Genomic DNA, 20630 nt, shown 5'->3' on the forward strand with positions numbered 1-20630 from the left:
GAGTACTACGCCGGCGGGGCGTGCGAGGCGGTGACCCCGCAGGTCGGGGGCGAGGACGAGGCGGGCGCGGCCGGCACCGTCGCCTTCGAGATCTGGGCGGACGGTGCCAAGGCCGCCTCGACCGGGGGGTGTCCGTCCTCGGTCGGGCGGTTGCCGTGTCTCAGTAGAGTTCCCTGCGTTGACGCCCGCCGCTGCGGGCGGACACCCCCCGGCACGCCCCCTCACGCCGCCGGCGCCCGCGGGCACTTCGTGGCACAGGCCCACCTCTTGGGGGCGCGGGGAACTGCCCAACGGTCGCGACGGCTGCGGTCACGGCGGACGCAGGCCCACCACCACGCCCTTCTCTTGGGGGCGCGGGGAACCGCGCGACGGTCGCGACGGCTGCGGTCACGGCGGACGCAGGCCCACCACACCCCCCTCTTTTCAGGGGCGCGGGGAACTGCGCAACGGTCGTAAGGGCCGCGGTCACGGCTTGGCGCAGGCCACTGCAGCCCCCTTCCTTCAGGGGCGCGGGGAACTGCGCAAGGGTCGCGACGGCTGGGGGCACGGACGGGGCAGGTCCGCTGCAATCCCCTCTACTTTTAGGGGCGCGGGGAACTGCGCGATCGGCCCCTGCGGACCCGCAGCCGCCGTGGGTGTGAGTGAACGTTCCGTCCTCGGCCTCACACCCCCGCCGCCGCGTCCGCCTTCCGCGCCAGCGCAGCCGCCGCCGCGCCCACCAGACCCGCGTCCGTGCCCATCTGGGCCGGCACGATCGTCAGGCGCTGGACGAAGGACAGGGTGGCGTAGTCGCCCAGGGCCTTGCGGAGCGGTGTGAACAGGACGTCGCCCGCCTTGCCCACTCCGCCGCCGATCACCGCGATGTCGATCTCGACGAGGGTCGCGGTCGCCGCGATCCCGGCGGCCAGGGCCTGCGCGGCCCGCTCGAAGGAGGCCACGGCGACCGGATCACCGGCCTGCGCGGACGCGGCCACGGCGGCGGCGGACGTGTCGCCGTCCGACCCGGGGAGCCAGCCGTTCTCGATCGCCCGCCGGGCGATGTTGGGACCGCTCGCGATGCGCTCCACGCAGCCGCGCGACCCGCACGGGCACAGATCGCCGTCCAGATCGACGCTGATGTGACCGATGTGGCCCGCGTTGCCCGTGGGGCCGGGATGCAGCCGTCCGTTCAGCACCAGACCGCCGCCGACGCCCGTGGAGACGACCATGCACAGCGCGTTGTCGTGCCCTCGTGCCGCCCCCTGCCAGTGCTCCGCCGCCGTGATGGCCACCCCGTCGCCGATCAGTTCGACGGGCAGGCCGTGCGCCGCCTCGCGGACTCGCCGGACCAGGGGATAGTCGCGCCAGCCGGGCACGTTCACCGGGCTCACGGTGCCCGCGGAGGCGTCCACCGGGCCCGCGCTGCCGATCCCGACGGCCGTGGCCCGCCCCCACAGGGGCGACATGGTGAGTTCGCCGACGACCTCCTCGACGGCCCGCATCACCGTCTCGCCGTCCTCCCGCGCCGGTGTGGCGCGCTGGGCCCGGGCCACGATCGTGCCGTGGCCGTCCATCAGCGCTCCGGCGATCTTGGTGCCGCCGATGTCGAGCGCAGCCACGAGGTCGGTGTGCATCAGTGTCAGTTCTCCCCGTCAACCATTCGGAACTCCCCGTCAACCACGGGAACTGGAAGAGCCGGTCTCGCGGTGGGGACGCAGGCCGGAGATTGCGGTGGACAGTGTCTCCCGGATCTGACAACGTTGTCCAGGCTCTATGCTCGACGCCACATCCTCATACAAACCCATGGACCGACGCATCCCCATGGAACGCCGTATCCCCGTGGACGACGACAGGACAGGACACCGCATCGTGCCCGAGACCATCCGCCGAGCCGACCGCGCGCCCGAGAACCGCTACGGCAACCGTCCCACCATGAAGGACGTCGCCGCGCGTGCCGGAGTCGGTCTGAAGACCGTCTCGCGCGTGGTCAACGGTGAGCCCGGTGTCACCCCGGAGACGGAGCGGCGCGTCCAGGAGGCCATCGACGCGCTGGGCTTTCGCCGCAACGACAGCGCGCGGGTGCTGCGCAAGGGCCGTACGGCGAGCATCGGCCTGGTCCTGGAGGATCTCGCGGACCCCTTCTACGGTCCGCTCAGCCGCGCGGTCGAGGAGGTCGCCCGGGCGCACGGGGCCCTGCTGATCAACGGGTCCAGCGCCGAGGACCCGGACCGCGAGCAGGAACTGGCGCTGGCGCTGTGCGCGCGCCGGGTGGACGGGCTCGTGATCATTCCGGCCGGTGACGACCACCGCTATCTGGAGCCCGAGCTCAAGGCGGGCGTGGCCACGGTGTTCGTCGACCGTCCGGCGGGGAACATCGACGCGGACTGCGTCCTGGCCGACAACCGGGGCGGTGCCCGCGACGGCGTCGCCCACCTCATCGCCCACGGCCACCGCCGTATCGGCTTCATCGGCGACATGCCCCGCATCCACACGGCCGCCGAGCGACTGCGCGGCTACCGGGCGGCGATGGAGGACGCGGGCATACCGGTGGCGGACTCCTGGATGTCCCTCGGGGTCACCGACCCGGAGCGGGTGCGCCGGGCGGCCGAGGAGATGCTCGCCGGCCCCTCCCCCGTGACCGCGATCTTCACGGGCAACAACCGTGTGACGGTCACCGTGATCCGGGTCCTCGCCGAGCACTCCCGACCGGTCGCCCTCGTCGGTTTCGACGACATCGAACTCGCCGATCTGCTCCAGCCGGGCGTCACCGTCGTCGCCCAGGACGCCGCGGCCCTCGGCCGCACGGCCGCCGAGCGGCTCTTCCGCCAACTGGACGGCACCCTGGTCACCCCGGAGCGCATCGAGCTGCCGACGCGGCTGATCACCCGCGGCTCGGGCGAACTGCCGCCGGCGCATTGAGAGGACCGATCGGCCCGTGGACGACGACCGCAGCCTCCGGACGCTCGGCCTGGCGGACGCGCCGCGCGACCATCCGCTGCTCTACCCCGGCGCCTGGCCCTCGGACTCCGGGCTCCTCGACGGGGACCGGCTGCTGCCCCTGGACCGCCTCGTCCACGACGACCGTACGCCCGTCCTCGCGGTCGGCTCCAACGCCTGTCCCGCCCAACTGCGCCACAAGATGGACGAGTTCGGCATCGCCTCGCCGGTGCCGATGGTGAAGGCTCGGGTGACCGGCCTCGACGTCGGTGTGTCCGCGCACGTGAGCTTCATGGGGTACGTGTCCGCGTCGCCGTTCCGGGCCCCGGGACACGTACGGGAGTTGTTCCTCACCTGGCTGGACGCCGAGCAGCTCGCGGTGATCGACGCGAGCGAGGGTGCGCCGGTGCCGCACGGCCACTTCAGCCGCGCCTGGCTGCCCGCGCCCGACGTCCGGGTCGAGCTGGCGGACGGCACCGTGCTCCCGGGCGCCTTCGCGTACGTCAACCGCCACGGCGTCCTGCACGACGGCACGAGCACCCCGCGCACCCACCCCGGCCAGCGCGCGCTGCTCACCGAACTCCTCCTGGCGTCGGCCGGGTTGAGGGATCTCTTCGGTGTCACTCCCGAGGAGTTCTGCGCGCGGGCGCGCGGGCGCCCGGCCCGCTGCCGGCAGGGCACCCGGCTGTTCGCGGAGGAGAAGCTGGTGACGGCCTCCGGACTGGAGGGGTACCGCCGCGCTCAGCCGGTCTGAGCTCAGCAGACCGGCAGTCCGGGCACCGGTTCGTCGTTGTTGCCGCCCTCGATGTAGACGTCGCTGACGAAGACACCGGTGTTGCCGCTGTCGTCGTCGGTCTTCGCCCACCAGACGTTGGTCCACTCGCCGTACGTCTCGCGGCGGCCCAGGTTCTGCTGGCAGTAGAAGTAGTTGGTGCCCGCGTTGAGGACGCCGACCTGGGCGCCTGTGGCGGTGTACGACGTGGCCTGCTTCCAGACCTTGCAGTTGTACTTGCCGCCGCCGATGGAGAAGCAGGACGGCGTCGGTGTGCTGCCCCCGTCGCCGCCGGTGGTGCCCCCGCCGCCGGTCGTTCCTCCGCCGCCCGTGCTGCCGCCGTCGCCCGAACCACCGCCCGTGGTGCCGCCGTTGGTGCCGCCCCCGCCCGAGGTCCTGGTCGGGGAGGAGGTGGGCGGCCGGTCCGAGGGCTCGGAGTCCGCGGATCGGCTCGGGGATCCGGTCGCGCCGGGCGACTTCTTGTCCTTGTCCTTCTCGGTCAGACCGGAGTCGCCCGTGCGGTCGGCGTCGGGGCTGCCGCTCGCGGGGGCGGACGTGCCGTCCGCGGCGGCGACGGACGCGTTGTCCCGTGCCTCGTTCCCGGCGTCGCCCTTGTTGTTCACCAGGGCGACGGTGACCCCGGCCGCCGCGAGGACGACGGTGACGGCCACGGCGGCCAGCACGGCACGGCCCTTGCGCCGGGCGGGCGTCGCGGAGGAGGTGACCATCGGGCCGGTGGAGTCCGGGTCCTGGGGCGGGACGGAGTTCCCGTAGCCGTACGGGTGCGGGGCGGCGGGGCCCGGTCCGGCGCCGTACGGCGGCACGGGCGGCTCGCCGGGGCCGGGATGGCCGGCGGCACCGAAGCCCTGGGCCGGCGCGATGCCCTGGCCGGGGGTCGCCGGTCCCTGCGCGGGCGGTGCCGGCGCTCCGAAGACCGGCGCCCCGGGGAGGTCCGACGCGGGCACGCCCTGCACCGGTGTGTCGCCGACCGGGGCGCCGTACGGCTGACCGGCGGGCGTCGGGCCGGATCCCTGTCCGGGCGGGCTCACCGCCGCCGTGGGTCCGAAGCCGGGCGGCACCGCCGGGACGCTGCGCTCCGTCTCTCCGGGGCCGGTGTCCGCCGGTCCGCGCAGCGCCGTCGTCGGCAGGTCGCCGCCGGAGTCCGCGACCGCCTGGAGGAGTGCGCGGGCCTCGTCGGCCTCGGGCCGGGACTCGGGTCGCTTGTCCATCAGCCGCTGCAGCACGGGACCGAGCGGGCCCGCGTTGGCGGGTTCCGGCAGGGCCTCGGTGACGATCGCGGTGAGCGTGGAGAACGTCGACGTACGGCGGAAGGGGGCGGAGCCCTCCACGGCCGCGTACAGCGTGGCGCCGAGGGCCCAGACGTCCGAGGACGCGCCCGGTTCGGCGCCCTGGGCGCGTTCGGGGGCGAGGTAGTCCAGGGAGCCGACCAGGTGGCCGGTGCGGGTCAGATGGGTGGCCGAGCCGTCGCCCGGGTCGTCCATGGTGGCGATGCCGAAGTCGGTGAGGACGACCCGGCCGGAGGTTTCGAGCAGGATGTTGCCGGGCTTGACGTCCCGGTGCAGGACGCCGGCCTTGTGGGCGGCGGCCAGCGCGTCCATGACCTTGGCGCCGATCCCGGCCGCCTCCCGCGGGTCCAGCGTGCCGCGCTCGCGCAACACGGCTTCCAGGGAGGGGCCGTCGACCAGCTCCATGACGATCAGCGGGCGCCCGTCGACCTCGGTGACGTCGTGGACGGCCACCACACCGGGATGCCGGACCCGGGCCGCCGCGCGGGCCTCGCGCTGCATGCGCAGCCGCAGATCCGCGAGTTCGGGTCCGTCCGCGTCCGAGTAGGTGCGCAGTTCCTTGACGGCGACCTCGCGGCCCAGGACCTCGTCGACGGCCCGCCACACCACGCCCATGCCGCCGCGCCCGAGTTGGGCGACGACGCGATAGCGTCCCGCGAGCAGCCGGCCGGTCTCGTCCGCCTGTCCGTTCTCCCCCGAAGACACCGTTGCCCCGTTCCTGTGGACCGTCGTTGCGTCCGTACAGAGTACGGGGCCCGGGTGACGGCACCAGCCGCTGCGGAGTGCTGTGACCGGCCCGCTACTTGGTGGAGACCGTGAGGTCACCGCGTCGCGGTGCCGCGAACCCCTCCAGATCGGCACGGGTCTGTCCGGTCAGGCGGGCGACCTCGCCGATGTCGAGAGCGCCGCAGTCCAGGCCGCGCAGCAGGTAGCCGGCCAGGGCCTTCGCGGTTGCGGGCTCGTCCATGACGTCGCCGCCCGCCCGGTTGGCGTAGCGGGCGAGGCGGTCCGCGGCCTGCTCGAAACCTTCACGATAGAAGGCGAAGACGGCCGCGTACCGGGTGGGGATGTGGCCGGGGTGCATGTCCCAGCCCTGGTAGTAGGCGCGGGCCAGGGCGCGGCGGGTGAGGCCGTAGTGCAGGCGCCAGGCGTCGTGGACCTTCTCGGTCGGGCCGACCGGGAGCACGTTCGTGGAGCCGTCCGAGACGCGTACGCCGGTGCCGGCGGCGGCGACCTGCATGACCGCCTTGGCGTGGTCGGCGGCCGGGTGGTCGCTGGCCTGGTAGGCGGCGGAGACGCCGAGGCAGGCGCTGTAGTCGAAGGTGCCGTAGTGCAGGCCGGTGGCGCGGCCCTCGGCGGCCTGGATCATCCGGGCGACGCCGGCGGTGCCGTCGGCGGCGAGGATGGACTGGCTGGTCTCGATCTGGATCTCGAAGCCGATCCGGCCGGGGTCGAGCCGGTGCGCCTTCTCGAAGGCCTCCAGCAGCCGCACCATGGCGGTGACCTGCTCGGGGTAGGTCACCTTGGGCAGGGTCAGCACCAGCCCGTCGGGCAGGCCACCGGTCTCCATCAGGGCGGTGAGGAAGATGTCGAGGGTGCGGATGCCCCGGTCGCGCACCGGCGCCTCCATGCACTTCATGCGGATGCCCATGTAGGGGGCCGCCGTGCCGTCGGCGTACGCCTCGGCGATCAGGCGGGCCGCGCGGGCGGCAGTCCGGTCCTCCTCGGCGTCGGGACGGGGGCCGTAGCCGTCCTCGAAGTCGACGCGCAGGTCCTCGATGGGCTCGCGCTCCAGCTTGGCGCGCACGCGGGAGTACACCGGTTCGGCGAGCTCGTCGGACAGGCCGAGCACGGCGGCGAAGGAGGCGGCGTCGGGGGCGTGTTCGTCGAGGGCGGCGAGTGCCTGGTCGCCCCAGGAGCGGATGGTGTCGGCGGCGAAGACGTCGCCGGGTACATAGACGGTGTGGACGGGCTGACGGGTGCCGGGGTCGCCGGGGTAACGGCGCTCCAGCTCGGCGTCGACCGGCGCGAGGGAGGCGCTGATCTCCTCGCTGACGGCGCCCGCGAGGCTCGTCGCCACGTTCTCCTGCTGGCCCTGACCCATTCCCACACCCTCCTGTTTTCCGCTCTACGGAATCAACAATCCGTAGAATGAAGTTATCCGGGGACCTTCCGGATGGTCAACACCATGTCCACGGGGAGTCACCCCACCATCTCGCCATGTTCACGCCCATCTCAGGACGCGGTATCACACTTCCATACGCACGCCCCGCACGACTCGTCCGGCCCGTTCCCACCGAAGGAGCACGCAGTGCCGAACCACAGCCGAGTCACGCGCCGCCTGGGTCTGAAAGCCGCACTGGCCGCCGCGGTCACCGCGCCCCTCTCCAGTACAGCACTGCCCACGTCCACCGCCTCGGCGGGCGAGCGCCCGCCTCGCCGGCAGCTCCGGGTGATGTCCTTCAACCTGCGCTTCGCGAGCACCGTGGAGCCCAACAGCTGGACCGTGCGCAGACCGGTGATGCGCGACCTGCTGCGCCACGAGGCCCCGCACGTCCTCGGCACCCAGGAGGGGATCTTCTCGCAGCTCCTCGACATCGATGCCGACCTCGGCCCGCGCTACGACTGGGTGGGCACCGGCCGGCTGCACGGAAGCCGTGACGAGTCGATGGCGATCTTCTACGACTCCCACCGGCTGCGCCCGACCGAGTACGACCACTTCTGGCTCTCCGGCACCCCGGACGTGATCGGCTCCAACACCTGGGGCGCGGCCTTCGCCCGCATGGTCACCTGGGTCCGCTTCCGCGACCTGGCCGACGGCGGGCGGGAGTTCTACGCCCTCAACACCCACTTCGACCACGTCAGCCAGTACGCGCGCGAGCGCAGCGCGGCGCTCATCGCCGAACGGATCGCCGGCTTCGACCGCTCGCTGCCGGTCGTGGTGACCGGGGACTTCAATGTCGCCGCGCACCGGAACGGGGTGTACGACACGCTGCTCGGCGCCGGTCTCGCCGACACCTGGGACACCGCGGCCGAGCGCAGCGACCTGTACGGCACGTTCCACGGCTACAAGCCGCTCACGCCGAACGGCGACCGCATCGACTGGATCCTCGCCACGCCCGGAGTCACCGCGCACCGGGCGTCGATCAACACGTTCTCCGCCGACGGCCAGTTCCCGAGCGACCATCTGCCGGTGCAGGCGACGCTGACCCTGGGATGAGACGAGGCCCCCGTGACCGTCAGGACGGTCACGGGGGCCTCGACGCGCCCGTTCGGGATCAGCCCTTGCGGGTCTTGATCTCCTCGGTCAGGGCCGGGACGACGTCGAACAGGTCGCCGACGACGCCGTAGTCGACCAGCTCGAAGATCGGGGCCTCGGCGTCCTTGTTGATCGCCACGATCGTCTTCGAGGTCTGCATACCGGCACGGTGCTGGATCGCGCCGGAGATGCCGGAGGCGATGTACAGCTGCGGCGAGACCGACTTACCGGTCTGGCCGACCTGGTTGGTGTGCGGGTACCAGCCCGCGTCCACCGCGGCACGCGAGGCACCGACGGCCGCACCGAGGGAGTCGGCGAGGGCCTCGATGATCGAGAAGTTCTCCGCGCCGTTGACGCCACGGCCACCGGAGACCACGATCGCGGCCTCGGTGAGCTCCGGACGCCCGGTCGACTCACGCGGCGTGCGCGCGGTCACCTTGGTGCCGGTGGCCTGGGCGGAGAAGGTGACGGCGAGGGCCTCGACCGCACCGGCGGCCGGGGCGGCCTCCACGGCGGCCGAGTTCGGCTTGACCGTGATGACCGGGGTGCCCTTGGCGACACGGGACTTGGTGGTGAAGGAGGCGGCGAACACCGACTGGGTGGCCACCGGGCCCTCGTCGCCGGCCTCGAGGTCGACGGCGTCGGTGATGATGCCGGAGCCGATGCGCAGCGCCAGACGCGCGGCGATCTCCTTGCCTTCGGCGGAGGACGGCACCAGCACGGCGGCCGGGGAGACGGCCTCGACGGCGGCCTGGAGGGCGTCGACCTTCGGGACGACCAGGTAGTCGGCGTACTCGGCGGCCTCGTGGGTGAGGACCCGGGCCGCGCCGTGCTCGGCGAGCGTGGCGGCGGTGTCACCGGCGCCGTTGCCGAGCGCGACGGCGACCGGCTCGCCGACGCGGCGGGCCAGGGTCAGCAGCTCCAGGGTGGGCTTGCGGACGGCACCGTCCACGTGGTCGACGTAGACGAGAACTTCAGCCATGGGATTGCTCTCCTGCGGATTGCGAAGTCTGAGGGGGCGTAAGGGTGTTGAGCCTTAGATGAACTTCTGGCTCGCGAGGTACTCGGCGAGCTGCTTGCCGCCCTCGCCCTCGTCCTTGACGATCGTGCCGGCGGTGCGGGCCGGACGCTCGGTCGCGGACTCGACCGCGGTCCAGGCACCCTCCAGGCCGACCTCCTCGGCCTCCAGCTCCAGGTCGGAGAGGTCCCAGGACTCCACCGGCTTCTTCTTGGCGGCCATGATGCCCTTGAAGGACGGGTAGCGCGCCTCGCCCGACTGGTCGGTGACCGACACGACGGCCGGCAGGGACGCCTCGAGCTGCTCGGAGGCGGCGTCGCCGTCCCGGCGGCCCTTGACCGTGCCGTCCTCGACGGAGACCTCGGACAGCAGGGTGACCTGCGGGACGCCCAGGCGCTCGGCCAGCAGGGCCGGAACGACACCCATGGTGCCGTCGGTGGAGGCCATGCCGGAGATCACCAGGTCGTAGCCGGCCTTCTCGATCGCCTTCGCCAGCACCAGCGAGGTGCCCAGGGCGTCGGTGCCGTGCAGGTCGTCGTCCTCGACGTGGATCGCCTTGTCGGCACCCATGGACAGCGCCTTGCGCAGGGCGTCCTTGGCGTCCTCGGGACCCACCGTCAGAACGGTGATCTCGACGTCGTCGTCGGAGTTCTCGGAGATCTGCAGCGCCTGCTCGACCGCGTACTCGTCGAGCTCGGAGAGCAGACCGTCCACGTCGTCCCGGTCGACGGTCAGGTCATCGGCGAAGTGCCGGTCGCCAGTGGCGTCGGGCACGTACTTCACAGTGACAACGATCCTCAAGCTCACGCCGGCTCTCCTACTGCGTCGACATTTCTCTGCTGCCTACTTGCAGGCAGCATAGGCGCCCCAAGCGGCCGATCCCGTTCGGGGCGACCCGCGCTCCGAGCGAAATATTACTCGTCAGTACACCCAGTTCGTTCCCGCTAAGCAAGCGCTTTGAACTGTGACCTTTGCAACGCAGCGTAATCGGAAACCGATCGCTTCGCAGAACCTCCGAAGGCGGGTTCGGTCACATACGTTCCGTGAGGTCAGTCACGCAGCCCGGTGAACCGGCCCTGGTGGTACACCAGCGGGCGCCCCGGACCGCCGGGGTCGCCGAGCACGACCTCGGCCAGCACGATGCGGTGATCGCCGGCGGGCACGCGCGTCACGACCCGGCACACCATCCAGGCGGGAACCCCGCCGAGCAGGGGGACGCCCTCGGGTCCCTCGCGCCAGGCCGTGGGCGGTCCGAAGCGGTCGGCGCCGCTGCGGGCGAACGTGGCGGCCAGGTCTTCCTGGTGCTCACCGAGCAGGTGGACCCCGACGTGCTCGGTCGCGGACATGGCCGGCCAGCTGGAGGCCCCGGTGCCGATGCCGAAGGACAGCATCGGGGGCTCGGCGGAGACGGAGGTGAGGGACGTCGCGGTGAAGCCGACCGGGCCCGACTCACCGCGGGCGGTGATCACGGCCACCCCGGCGGCGTGCCGCCGGAAGACGGAGCGGAGCAGGTCGGCAGAGGCGAGCCGAGGGGATTCGAGACCGGGGACGACCGTCATGGAGTTGTCCTTCTGCGAGAGGTGGCGTGCGGATCGATGGCCGTTCAACGGCTCGGACAGCACGCGCTCGCGGTACGGGCCAGATCGACGTGGGCCCGTCCGAAGAGAAGGAGTTCCTCAGGCATACGGTCAGGCTGACGATAGGTGGCACGCACAGTCAAGTACGTTCCGGGATGTGGGAGATGACTCACCCTCGGGGTCACACGCCCTCAGACGGCCTCCCCCAGAGCGGCGATCACGTCCGCCTTGCGGGGCTGTCCGGTGGCCCGCCGCACCACGTGGCCGTCGGCGTCGAGGACCAGCACGGTCGGGGTCTTGAGGATGTCGAGCCGGCGTACGAGGTCCAGATTGTCCTCGGCGTCGAGTTCGACGTGGGTCACGCCCGGGACCATGCCGGCGACCTCGCCGAGGACGCGGCGGGTGGCCCGGCAGGGGGCGCAGAAGGCGCTGGAGAACTGCACGAGGGTGGCGCGCTCGCCGAGTTCTCCGCCCAACTCGGCCGCGTCGAGCCGCTTTCCGTCGTCGCGCCCGCGCACCCTTACTCTCCCGCTCCGCCGCCGTTGCAGCACTCCGTAGGCGCTCGCCGCCGCGAGCACCGCCACGCACACCACGATTCCGGTCATCACCCTGCTCAAGCGTTCACGAGACTGCAAAGATTCCCGACTCCCCGTAAGCCTTTCCGTTGCGGAATGCTTGATTCATGGACATTGATGTGAGGGGGCCGCGCTTCGGGGCGGCCGTGACGACCGTCGTACTGGCGGTCGTTCTGGTCACCGGGAGCGCCTGGCTGCTGGCCTGGCAGACGCTGGCATTCGCCCTGGGCGCGGCCAGCGGGGTGGGCCGTTCGCCGTACGGCTGGCTCTTCCGCACCGCCGTCCGCCCCCGGATCGGGCCACCGACCGCCTTCGAGGCGCCGGAGCCGCCGCGGTTCGCGCAGGCGGTGGGACTGGTCTTCGCGGGGCTCGGGCTGGTCGGTTACGCGTTCGGTCCCAACTGGCTGGGACTGGCCGCCACCGGGGCCGCGCTCGCGGCCGCCTTCCTCAACGCCGGCTTCGGCTACTGCCTGGGGTGCGAGATGTATCTGCTCCTGCGGCGACTGACGGTGCGCGCCGGGTAAAGGCAACGCCAAAATCCGAGGTGGATCAAGGGACGACGTGACGAGGATCTCGCCCTTCCCCGGCACTTGGGCTTGGCCCTCGGGCGTTCTTGGGGCACGATCTGCGACAAGCCGTAAACCTACGGCTGCGTAACTTTTCCCCACCGGGAGCCTCTGGGAGCCTCCTTCCCAGGCAGAGAAGGAAGGGTCCACCCCGTCCATGGCAGAGCTTGTCTACCGTCCCGTCGTCGGTTTCGCCCAGACCCTGTTCAAGGCGTGGGACCTCAAGATCGACTGCAAGGGGTCGGAGAACATTCCGCGCTCGGGCGGCGCCGTGCTGGTGAGCAACCACATCAGCTACCTGGACTTCGTCTTCAACGGCCTGGCGGCACTGCCGCAGAAGAGACTCGTGCGCTTCATGGCCAAGGAGTCCGTCTTCCGGCACCGGATCTCCGGTCCGCTGATGCGCGGCATGAAGCACATCCCGGTGGACCGCGAGCAGGGTGAGGCGGCGTACGCGCACGCCCTGGACTCGCTGCGCTCCGGCGAGATCGTCGGGGTCTTCCCGGAGGCCACGATCTCGCAGTCGTTCACGCTGAAGAGCTTCAAGTCGGGCGCCGCCCGGCTGGCGCAGGAGGCGGGCGTCCCCCTGATCCCGATGGCCGTCTGGGGCACCCAGCGCCTGTGGACCAAGGGCCACCCGCGCAACTTCAAGCGCAGCCACACCCCGATCACCATCCGGGTCGGCGAGGCGATCGAGGCCTCCAAGGACAAGTACGCCGGCGCCATCACCCGCCAGCTGCGCGAACGCGTCCAGGAACTCCTGGAGGCCGCCCAGCGCGCCTACCCCGTCCGCCCCAAGGACGCCACCGACACCTGGTGGATGCCGGCCCACCTCGGCGGCACGGCCCCCACACCGGAGCAGGTACGCGCGGCGGAGGCGCACTGACGCCCCAGCGTCGCGCCGCCTCCGCACACCCGCACACTTCTGTGCTCTGGACGCACGGCCCGCTCATGGCTACGTTCCCCGTACCGGGCCCGCGCCCGGGAAAGGGGGCCGGGCTGCGTGCTTGCCGAGGTCGCGGCCGGAGTGATCGTCGAGGCCGTCGTCAGTACCGCGCGCTGGCTGAGGCGTGAGACAACAGGTGGGGAAGACTCCGAACGGGCCCTGCTGCGATGGTTCGACACCTACGCGCTGGAACCCTCCCAGGACGTCGGCCCGACTCTGCCGGACGGTGTCCCCACCGCTGTCGTGCAGGACTTCTTCCGCCACGTCGACAGCCAGGCTCTGCTCCACGAGCTGATGGCGTCCCGTCTCACAGACGCCCCGGAAGCCGTGATCACCAAGCTGCGCGAGGCTTACGCCTCCTGTGCTCGCGCCGCGCTGGGCCCGGCGTTCACACACATCGGACTCGACGCTCCCGAAGCGGCGGCGGGCAGCCTGGCGGAAGAATTCTTCGATCATTGCGACCTCGAGATCGCCGGTTTCGTCGGGCGGTTGAGTGACGCGGACTCCACGCTGCTCGACCGGATCCGTCAGGAGGCCTACTCGGCTCGGGTCATCGCCGTCCTCGGGGCCATCGAACGGCACACACACGCGCTGTCCTTACGGGACTCGAGTTCCCTGGCGGCGGACCAGTCGTTCGTCTCGGCCTATCGCCGACAAGCCGCATTCGCCCACGGGTACCTGGAGCCACCCGACTTCGAGCGACGTCGGCGCGTGCCGATCGGCGATCTGTATGTGTCCCCCGGCATCACCGCGCTCCTCGAGAACCGGGCGGCGCAGTACGACGGACGCACGCTCGGCCTGACGGATCTACAGCGCGCTCTCGACCGGACGGTCCTGCTGGGTGACCCCGGCTGCGGCAAGTCGACCGCCTGCCAGGTCCTGCTGCACCGGCATGCCTCCGACCCCGGGGCGCGCGTGCCGTTCCTCGTCGTCCTGCGCGAGTTCGCGCTCACGGACGAGGGCCGACGGTCGGTGGTCGATCACATCGAGTACCGCCTGGAGACGTACTACCAGTGCCCGGCACCTCCAGGTGCCGTCGACCGGCTCCTGCTGAGCGGTGCGGCTGTCGTGGTCTTCGACGGCCTCGACGAGCTGGTCGACACCACCCGGCGCCGCGAGGTGACCGAGATAGTCGAGCTCTTCTGCGCCCAGTACCCCCTGACTCCTGTCCTGGTGACGTCCCGCGCCGTGGGGTACGACGAGGCGCGTCTCGACGACCGTCTCTTCGAGTGCTACCAGCTCGGGCCGTTCGATGCGGAGCAGAGCCGGGAGTATGTCGAGAAGTGGTTCGCGCAGGAGGAAGCAACTCCGCAGGACGCCCGTCGCAGCACGTCGTCCTTCCTCACCGAGAGCTCCGGGTTGCCAGACCTGTGCGCCAACCCGTTGATGCTGGCGCTGATGTGCATCTTGTACCGCGGCACGAGTTCCCTTCCGCGCAATCGACCCGAGGTGTACGAGCAGTGTGCCTCCCTGCTCTTCCGCAAATGGGACGTCCGGCGCAGGATCCACGTGGAGCTGTCGATGGCGCGCCTGGTCGAACCCGCCCTGCGGCACCTCGCGTTCTGGCTGTTGACGCGGCACGGCGAGGTGGCCGCCGTGGCGGAGCGCGAACTGGTGGACCGCGTCATGGACTTTCTGGACGAACGCGGCTTCGAGGACCCGACTGACGCAAGGGCTGCGGCGCAGCAGTTCGTCGGGTTCTGCCGAGGACGCGCCTGGGTGTTCAGTGACGTCGGCACCGACGCACACGGCGAGAGCCTCTACACCTTCACACACCGCACCTTCCTGGAGTACTTCGCCGCTGCGCAACTCGCGAGCACGAGTGACACCCCGGAGGTGCTGGCACGGCGGCTGGCGCCGAGAGTGACCCGCCAGGAATGGGACGTCGTGGGCCAGCTGGCGGTGCAGATTAAGGACCGCACGACGGACGCGGGAGCCGCGCGCGTCTTCACCGCGTTGCTCAACGACCGTCGCCGCAGGTCGTTGGCCGGCCGCGGAAACCTGCTCGCGTTCCTCGCACGCTGCCTCACCTGTGTGGATCCGCCACCTCGCACGGTGCGTCGGCTTGCTCGAGCGACAGTGGAGCACCTCATGCTCGGCGATCCGGCGACGGAGTGCAGCGCTCCGCTGGCCGCGCTGCTGCGCAGCAGCAGCGACTGCCTCGACATCGTCACGGACGAACTCAGCCACGCCGTCGCCGAGGCCGTGAGTTCGGGCGACCCCGCGCGCCGCCGCGCCGCGCTGCTCCTGGCGGGCTATGCCGGGGCTGCGTTCTGGGGCGACTCTTCCTCTTCGGCCCATGCGCACTGGGAGGAGTTCTCCAAGCGGATGATCGCCCGCTACGCCGCGGAGTTCCTGGCGATCGCGCCCGATCACACTGGCCTGATGGACGTCTGTCTCGGCCATGGCCTGACCGACCTCTGGGATTGCTTCCGGCGCTGCGACCTGGACTTCGGCTCGCTCTGGCGAGGGTGGCAGATGGGAATCTTCGGGCCTGGGGCCTGGTATCCCTACGCTTCTCGCTGTGTGTTCGTGCTGCTCCTGGGGACCGAGGGGTGCCGTCCCTTGTTCGAGACGACTATGCAGGACTGCTCCGCGGTCGGCGCGTGGCTCGTCCGGCATCCCGAGCCGCCCTGGGCCGATCACGCCGACGACGTGTCCGCTTTCCTGATCACCATCGCCGAATCCCTCGCCGCGCGGCAAGGGCAGCGCCTGCCCGACCTCACCCCCGAGGCCTATCTCGGGGCGACAGTGATGCTTCTGGGCTCCCTCGAGGCCAGCCGTGAACCTTCCGTCGAACGGATCGTCCCGGAACTCGGCCCCTTGGCCGCGCTGGAGCCGTACGTGAGTGCGCGGTACGGCGGCGACGGCGCCCATCTCCCCGATCTCCCCGTCCCGGGCGCGTTCCACGAGGTCCTGCGAGCCTGGGCCCGCCGTGAGGTGAACTTCGTACGCCGGGCCTGACCGGACCGGTAAGCCGTCAGGCGCCCGGCACCGGTGGCCGGACCTCGATCCGTGCGCCGGGGCTGAACTTCTCCAGCAGGTCGGCGAGTTCCCTCGCCGCGCTCTCGACGTCGGCCACCGGCATCGGTGTGAGGCTCTCCAGCAGGAAGATGCCGGACACCGTCTCCTCGGTGAGGCGGGTGCGTGGGCCCTGGCGCCAGTTCCAGCGGCGGCAGGTGACGCCCGCGTCGTCGCGCCACACGATCTCGCCCGCGTCCGGGTGCTCGACGACCTCCTCGCCGCCGGCCACCGTGACGAAGTCCTCCGCGCCGGTGGCGCGCACCAGGCGCATGCCACCCTCGATGCGGTCGATGTCCTCGCCGCCCACGGGGACGAGATGGGCGACGCTGATGGCGTTGTACACGTCCACCAGCAGGTTGATCCGGGGCAGGCCCGCCTCCGTCAGCGCGCGCTTGGCCAGCGCCTCGGCGGAGTTGCGGGTGCGTGAGGGTTTCGAGCCGAACGCCGTGTACGCCTCCCGCCAGGCCGCCATGTGCGGGTCCTCGTGCGGGGCGCGCCCGGCCAGACGTACGGCCAGGCGCCGGGCCGCGTCGTCGAGGAGCGCCGAACTGGCCTCCGTGCTCGGGCCGTTGACCAGCCCGTGCGCCTCGACGGCGACGTGCGTGAAGCCGGGCACGAGCGCGCGGACCTCGTCGGACACGGTCAGCGTGAGAGTCATCGTCCGCCTTCTCCCGGGGATCAGAGCGCGGTGGGGAGTGTCCGCCACAGGTGCGGCCGGTCGGGGGCGGCCTTGAGGACATCGAGCACCACCGGATGCGGTGCAGCATACAGGACCGGATGGTCCAGCTCATTGGACTCCGGGTCGGGGACGAAGGCCAGCCGCTCCCCGTCGAGCGAGAACTGCGCGTCCACACCCGGCTTGTTGCCCCGGGGATCCTGCCGATGCCAGGCCCCGTCGAACCGTACGGCGATCAGGCCGTGCAACACGTCGAACCGCTGATAGCACAGCGCGGTCGGGATGTCCTCGGCCCGCAGCAGCGCGGCCAGCGCGTGCGCCTTGGCGTAGCAGATGCCGGTCCTCTGCTCCAGGACGTCGGAGGCGCGCCAGGTGACGCGGAGATCTCCGGAGTCCTGCGAGTGCGGAATGGCGTCGCGGACGAACTCGAAAGCCGCTCGCGCATATCCATACGAGTCTGCCACCCCACGGGCGAGCCTCGCGGCCGTCTCGCGCACCAGGGGATGATGATGGTCGATCACCTCATCGGCGGCCAAGTAGGCGGAGAGATCTGCGGTTTCCTGGATCATCTGCATGACGGGAGAGTAGGCGGCAGCCGAGTCGGAGGTCAATCGAATTGCGGTTTAACGCATAGCTATGCAACCTCACGGCAGAACCGCCGAACATCGCCGCAACCCTTGCGCCTCGTCACAACCCCTCCCCCGCACCGCCGGTCTGCGTCAGCGACCGGTCACCGACGAGATCGCCGGCGTTTTCATCGACCAGGGGGAATCCATGAAGCATCGTCTGCTCGGAGCCGCGCTCGCCGGCTGTGCCCTTGCCGCGGTCGGGGCCGGACCGCCCGTGCACACCGCGTCCGACCAGTTGTGGCTCGACGTACCGTCGGAGACCGTTCTGCCGGGCCCGGGCGGCCCGGCCGAGCGCACGCTCACGGTACGGGTCAGCCATGACAACACCGGGAGCGAGGTCGCGCCCGGCCGACTGACCGTGGACGCGAGCGAGGTCGCCTCCTTCGCGCGGGTGTCCTGGCCCTCGAACTGCGTGCCGGAGTCGGCGGCGAAGGCGGTCTGCGACTTCCCGGGCATGCCGGCCGGGACGGACCTCGTGACGGCGGCCCGACTCGGCCTGAGCGCGCTGCCGGACGCCGATCTCACCGCCTCCGGGTACGTCCGCTACGGCGCGAGCGCCGGCGAGCTGACGTCGTTCCCCGCGGAGACTCGGGTCAGCCTGGGCGACGGTCCTGACCTCGGTCTGAGCCAGGCCGAGAACCAGCGGGATCTCAGGCCCGGCGCGCACACCCGGGTGAGCGCGACTCTCGGCAACAGCGGCAACCGGGCGGTGCTGCGGACGCTGCTGTGGTTCAACGCGTCCTACGGACTGCGCTTCGACGAACGGCACTCCAACTGTGAGTACCGGCGGCACGAGACCGGAGAGTCCGCGCTGTGCGTGCTGGACGAGGCCGTGGCTCCGGGCGAGCGGTACGCCCTGACGACCGGTCTGCGCGTGGGGCGCAACGCGCTGTACGAGCGGTTCGACCACTCCGTACTGCCGTACTCGGACCAGGCACTGGCAGAGGCTCGCGGTGAATGGACCTGGACGCCGGGCAAGGGCGACGAGCTGGACCTGCGCCCCGTGGTCGCGGCGCGGGCGGACGCCGGAAAGGACGACCTCGATCTGTCGGACAACTACCGGGCCGTCGTCCTCGACGCGAAGAACACCGCCGATCTGAGGCTCACCGGCAGCAGGGTGCGCGGGGCGGCGGGCGACACGGTGACCGCCTCTGTCAGCGTCCGCAACAAGGGCCCGGCATGGGTGGCGTCCCTGGGTGCGGGCGCGGCCGTGGCGACGGTGCCGGTCCAGGCGCCCGAGGGCACGACGATCGTCGGCGTGCCGGACGAGTGCTGGACACCGTCCGAGGAGGACGAGCCCGTCCCGACGTACTTCTGCCGGACGCCGATCCACCTGCACGACGGGGCGTCCCACACCATGGAGGTGCGGCTGAGGACCGACGAGGTGGTGCGCGGGGCGCGCACCACCGTCGAGACCCTCAACGACGACCCGGAGCTGCCCATCAGCAGGTTCGACCCCGACCTGCGCAACAACCGGGCGCAGATCGTGGTCGACCGACCGGACGGCGGCCGCTAGCGCGCCATCTCTTCCTTCAGCGCCGCCACGAAGGCGTCCACGTCGTCCTCGGTGGTGTCGAACGCGCACATCCAGCGCACGACGCCGGCCGCCTCGTCCCAGAAGTAGAAGCGGAACTTCTTCTGAAGGCGCTCGCTCACGTCGTGGGGCAGCTTGGCGAACACACCGTTGGCCTGAACGGGGTAGAGGATCTCCACGCCGTGCACGGCGCGCACGCCCTCCGCGAGGCGCTGGGCCATCTCGTTGGCGTGCCGGGCGTTGCGCAGCCACAGGTCCTTGGCGAGCAGGGCCTCCAACTGCACCGACACGAAGCGCATCTTGGAGGCGAGCTGCATGGACAGCTTGCGCAGATGCTTCATGTGGCTGACGGCGTCCTGGTTGAGGACGACGACCGCCTCGCCGAACAGGGCGCCGTTCTTGGTGCCGCCCAGGGAGAGGATGTCGACGCCGACCGCGTTGGTGAACGTGCGCATCGGCACGTTCAGCGAGGCGGCGGCGTTGGCTATCCGGGAGCCGTCCAGGTGCACCTTCATGCCGTGCGCGTGGGCGTGGTCGCAGATCGCGCGGATCTCGTCCGGGGTGTAGAGGGTGCCCAGCTCGGTGCTCTGGGTGATCGAGACGACCTGGGGCATCGCCCGGTGCTCGTCGTCCCAGCCGTACGCCTGCCGGTCGATCAGCTCGGGGGTGAGCTTGCCGTCGGGGGTGGGCACGGTGAGCAGCTTGAGGCCGCCCATGCGCTCCGGGGCGCCGCCCTCGTCGACATGGATGTGCGCGCTCTCGGCGCAGATCACCGCGCCCCAGCGGTCGGTGACCGCCTGGAGCGCGACGACGTTGGCGCCGGTGCCGTTGAACACCGGGAACGCCTCGGCGGTGGCGCCGAAGTGGCTGCGCACGATCCGCTGGAGGTTCTCGGTGTAGTCGTCCTCGCCGTACGCCACCTGGTGTCCGCCGTTGGCCAGGGCCAGGGCGGCGAGCACCTCGGGGTGGGCGCCGGCGTAGTTGTCACTGGCGAAGCCGCGGACGTCCGGGTCGTGGTGGCGCCGGGCGTCGGTCTTCGGAGGGTTCACGGCTTCTCGGTCAGCCACAGGCGGTTTCCGTTCACTTCGGCGGCGGACTTGTCCCAGACGCCGACGACGGCCTCGGCCAGGTCCTTGACGTCCGTGAAGCCCGCGAACTTCGCGTTGGGGCGGTCGGCGCGCATCGCGTCGTGCACCAGCGCCTTCACCACCAGGATGGCAGCCGCGGACGTCAGCTCCTCGGCGCCCCCGGCCTTGCGGAAGGCGTCGGCGAGCGCGAGCGTCCACGCCTCGGCGGCGGCCTTGGCGGCGGCGTACGAGGCGTTGCCGGCGGTCGGCTTCGAGGCGCCGGCGGCGCTGATCAGCAGATACCGGCCGCGCTCGCTGCGCTGCAGCGGCTCGAAGAAGGCGAGCGAGGTGTGCTGCACGGTGCGGATGAGCAGCAGTTCCAGGAAGTCCCAGTCGTCGAGGCTGGTCTTGATGAAGGTCTCGCTGCCGCGCCAGCCGCCGACGAGATGGACGAGGCCGTCGACGCGGCCGAACTCCTTCTCGGTGCGCAGGGCCCAGTCACGCGTGGACTCCAGGTCGAGCAGGTCGACCGTCTCGCCGGTGACCGCCGCGCCGCCGGAGGCGTAGCGCGCGGCGTCCACGGCTTCCGCCAGCCGCTCGGGGTCGTTGTCCGCGCCGACCACGGTGGCGCCCGCTTCCGCGAGTCGCCGCAGTGCCGCCCGGCCCGCGGGTCCGCCCGCGCCGGCCACCGCGATCACCGCACCGCTGAGAGCTCCGTTCCCCGCCATCTTCTTCGCCTCCTGCTGAGCCGTGTTCTCGGTGCC

At 71.3% G+C, this 20630-nt stretch carries 19 protein-coding genes; 8 read left to right on the forward strand and 11 right to left on the reverse strand.

The features are described 5' to 3' along the window. Positions 1 to 30: 30 nt before the first annotated feature. Positions 31 to 456 carry a hypothetical protein gene (locus ACGFW6_RS37620; protein WP_393520650.1) on the forward strand — a complete coding sequence of 142 codons (426 nt, stop codon included), beginning with the start codon at positions 31 to 33 and terminating at the stop codon, positions 454 to 456. 206 nt (positions 457 to 662) lie between these two features. Here ACGFW6_RS37620 and ACGFW6_RS37625 read toward each other — a convergent pair whose 3' ends face one another. Then, positions 663 to 1613 carry an ROK family protein gene (locus ACGFW6_RS37625; protein WP_393520499.1) on the reverse strand — a complete coding sequence of 317 codons (951 nt, stop codon included), beginning with the start codon at positions 1611 to 1613 and terminating at the stop codon, positions 663 to 665. Between the two features lie 187 nt (positions 1614 to 1800). On the opposite strand from ACGFW6_RS37625, the gene ACGFW6_RS37630 reads away from it, so the two are divergent. Continuing rightward, the gene (locus tag ACGFW6_RS37630; protein WP_393520652.1) at positions 1801 to 2898 is read left to right on the forward strand and encodes a LacI family DNA-binding transcriptional regulator; all 1098 of its coding nucleotides are present in this window, start codon (positions 1801 to 1803) and stop codon (positions 2896 to 2898) included. A 16-nt stretch (positions 2899 to 2914) separates the two neighbouring features. Continuing rightward, complete coding sequence (locus ACGFW6_RS37635; protein ID WP_393520501.1) at positions 2915 to 3670, forward strand: hypothetical protein; 756 nt, start codon at positions 2915 to 2917, stop codon at positions 3668 to 3670. Positions 3671 to 3672: 2 nt separating this feature from the next. On the opposite strand, the gene ACGFW6_RS37640 is transcribed toward ACGFW6_RS37635, so the two are convergent. Together ACGFW6_RS37640 and ACGFW6_RS37645 are read right to left on the reverse strand one after the other, a co-directional pair. Further along, positions 3673 to 5700: a protein kinase gene (locus ACGFW6_RS37640; protein ID WP_393520503.1), complete on the reverse strand. Its 2028-nt coding sequence runs from the start codon at positions 5698 to 5700 to the stop codon at positions 3673 to 3675. 94 nt (positions 5701 to 5794) lie between these two features. Further along, complete coding sequence (locus ACGFW6_RS37645; RefSeq protein ID WP_393520505.1) at positions 5795 to 7099, reverse strand: DUF6986 family protein; 1305 nt, start codon at positions 7097 to 7099, stop codon at positions 5795 to 5797. 207 nt (positions 7100 to 7306) lie between these two features. On the opposite strand from ACGFW6_RS37645, the gene ACGFW6_RS37650 reads away from it, so the two are divergent. Beyond that, on the forward strand, positions 7307 to 8215 hold the full coding sequence (locus tag ACGFW6_RS37650) for an endonuclease/exonuclease/phosphatase family protein (protein WP_393520507.1): 909 nt from the start codon (positions 7307 to 7309) through the stop codon (positions 8213 to 8215). 58 nt (positions 8216 to 8273) lie between these two features. On the opposite strand, the gene ACGFW6_RS37655 is transcribed toward ACGFW6_RS37650, so the two are convergent. From ACGFW6_RS37655 to ACGFW6_RS37670, 4 genes are all read right to left on the reverse strand, one after another. After that, positions 8274 to 9236, reverse strand: a complete 963-nt coding sequence (locus ACGFW6_RS37655; RefSeq protein WP_393520509.1) for an electron transfer flavoprotein subunit alpha/FixB family protein — start codon at positions 9234 to 9236, stop codon at positions 8274 to 8276. A gap of 54 nt (positions 9237 to 9290) precedes the next feature. Continuing rightward, a complete protein-coding gene (locus tag ACGFW6_RS37660; protein ID WP_393520511.1) occupies positions 9291 to 10079 on the reverse strand; it encodes an electron transfer flavoprotein subunit beta/FixA family protein in 789 nt (262 codons plus the stop codon). 242 nt (positions 10080 to 10321) lie between these two features. After that, a complete protein-coding gene (locus ACGFW6_RS37665; protein ID WP_393520513.1) occupies positions 10322 to 10831 on the reverse strand; it encodes a flavin reductase family protein in 510 nt (169 codons plus the stop codon). Between the two features lie 209 nt (positions 10832 to 11040). Beyond that, a complete protein-coding gene (locus ACGFW6_RS37670; protein WP_393520515.1) occupies positions 11041 to 11454 on the reverse strand; it encodes a TlpA family protein disulfide reductase in 414 nt (137 codons plus the stop codon). A 77-nt stretch (positions 11455 to 11531) separates the two neighbouring features. Here ACGFW6_RS37670 and ACGFW6_RS37675 point away from each other — a divergent pair, with 77 nt between their 5' ends. The 3 genes from ACGFW6_RS37675 (at position 11532) to ACGFW6_RS37685 (ending at position 15900) form a co-directional block, all read left to right on the forward strand. Further along, positions 11532 to 11948 (forward strand): DUF4395 domain-containing protein, encoded by a 417-nt coding sequence (locus ACGFW6_RS37675; protein ID WP_393520517.1) that lies wholly within the window; start codon positions 11532 to 11534, stop codon positions 11946 to 11948. A gap of 199 nt (positions 11949 to 12147) precedes the next feature. Then, a complete protein-coding gene (locus tag ACGFW6_RS37680) occupies positions 12148 to 12876 on the forward strand; it encodes a 1-acyl-sn-glycerol-3-phosphate acyltransferase (protein WP_030947078.1) in 729 nt (242 codons plus the stop codon). A gap of 117 nt (positions 12877 to 12993) precedes the next feature. Beyond that, positions 12994 to 15900 carry an NACHT domain-containing protein gene (locus tag ACGFW6_RS37685; protein ID WP_393520519.1) on the forward strand — a complete coding sequence of 969 codons (2907 nt, stop codon included), beginning with the start codon at positions 12994 to 12996 and terminating at the stop codon, positions 15898 to 15900. A 16-nt stretch (positions 15901 to 15916) separates the two neighbouring features. Here the strand turns inward: ACGFW6_RS37685 and ACGFW6_RS37690 are convergent, their stop codons facing one another. Further along, the gene (locus tag ACGFW6_RS37690; RefSeq protein ID WP_393520521.1) at positions 15917 to 16618 is read right to left on the reverse strand and encodes a B3/4 domain-containing protein; all 702 of its coding nucleotides are present in this window, start codon (positions 16616 to 16618) and stop codon (positions 15917 to 15919) included. Positions 16619 to 16638: 20 nt separating this feature from the next. Continuing rightward, entirely contained in the window at positions 16639 to 17211 is a 573-nt protein-coding gene (locus tag ACGFW6_RS37695; protein ID WP_393520523.1) for a transglutaminase domain-containing protein, read from the reverse strand. Between the two features lie 199 nt (positions 17212 to 17410). On the opposite strand from ACGFW6_RS37695, the gene ACGFW6_RS37700 reads away from it, so the two are divergent. Continuing rightward, a complete protein-coding gene (locus ACGFW6_RS37700) occupies positions 17411 to 18781 on the forward strand; it encodes a hypothetical protein (protein ID WP_393520525.1) in 1371 nt (456 codons plus the stop codon). On the opposite strand, the gene ACGFW6_RS37705 is transcribed toward ACGFW6_RS37700, so the two are convergent. Next, entirely contained in the window at positions 18778 to 19848 is a 1071-nt protein-coding gene (locus ACGFW6_RS37705) for a threonine aldolase family protein (protein WP_393520527.1), read from the reverse strand. The two genes, ACGFW6_RS37700 and ACGFW6_RS37705, sit on opposite strands and share 4 nt — an antisense overlap. Further along, positions 19845 to 20594: an SDR family NAD(P)-dependent oxidoreductase gene (locus ACGFW6_RS37710; protein WP_393520654.1), complete on the reverse strand. Its 750-nt coding sequence runs from the start codon at positions 20592 to 20594 to the stop codon at positions 19845 to 19847. Before ACGFW6_RS37710 ends, ACGFW6_RS37705 begins: the two co-directional genes overlap by 4 nt. Between the last annotated feature and the right edge of the window lie 36 nt (positions 20595 to 20630).

Source organism: Streptomyces sp. Y7 (assembly GCF_043195415.1).
GTDB lineage: Bacteria > Actinomycetota > Actinomycetes > Streptomycetales > Streptomycetaceae > Streptomyces.

Coding starts and splice junctions, on each gene's coding strand:
- ACGFW6_RS37625 (WP_393520499.1), bottom strand. CDS start 1,613: ATGCACACCGACCTCGTGGCTGCGCTCGACATCGGCGGCACCAAGATC.
- ACGFW6_RS37630 (WP_393520652.1), top strand. CDS start 1,801: ATGGAACGCCGTATCCCCGTGGACGACGACAGGACAGGACACCGCATC.
- ACGFW6_RS37645 (WP_393520505.1), bottom strand. CDS start 7,099: ATGGGTCAGGGCCAGCAGGAGAACGTGGCGACGAGCCTCGCGGGCGCC.
- ACGFW6_RS37655 (WP_393520509.1), bottom strand. CDS start 9,236: ATGGCTGAAGTTCTCGTCTACGTCGACCACGTGGACGGTGCCGTCCGC.
- ACGFW6_RS37665 (WP_393520513.1), bottom strand. CDS start 10,831: ATGACGGTCGTCCCCGGTCTCGAATCCCCTCGGCTCGCCTCTGCCGAC.
- ACGFW6_RS37670 (WP_393520515.1), bottom strand. CDS start 11,454: ATGACCGGAATCGTGGTGTGCGTGGCGGTGCTCGCGGCGGCGAGCGCC.
- ACGFW6_RS37675 (WP_393520517.1), top strand. CDS start 11,532: ATGGACATTGATGTGAGGGGGCCGCGCTTCGGGGCGGCCGTGACGACC.
- ACGFW6_RS37680 (WP_030947078.1), top strand. CDS start 12,148: ATGGCAGAGCTTGTCTACCGTCCCGTCGTCGGTTTCGCCCAGACCCTG.
- ACGFW6_RS37690 (WP_393520521.1), bottom strand. CDS start 16,618: ATGACTCTCACGCTGACCGTGTCCGACGAGGTCCGCGCGCTCGTGCCC.
- ACGFW6_RS37695 (WP_393520523.1), bottom strand. CDS start 17,211: ATGCAGATGATCCAGGAAACCGCAGATCTCTCCGCCTACTTGGCCGCC.
- ACGFW6_RS37700 (WP_393520525.1), top strand. CDS start 17,411: ATGAAGCATCGTCTGCTCGGAGCCGCGCTCGCCGGCTGTGCCCTTGCC.
- ACGFW6_RS37710 (WP_393520654.1), bottom strand. CDS start 20,594: ATGGCGGGGAACGGAGCTCTCAGCGGTGCGGTGATCGCGGTGGCCGGC.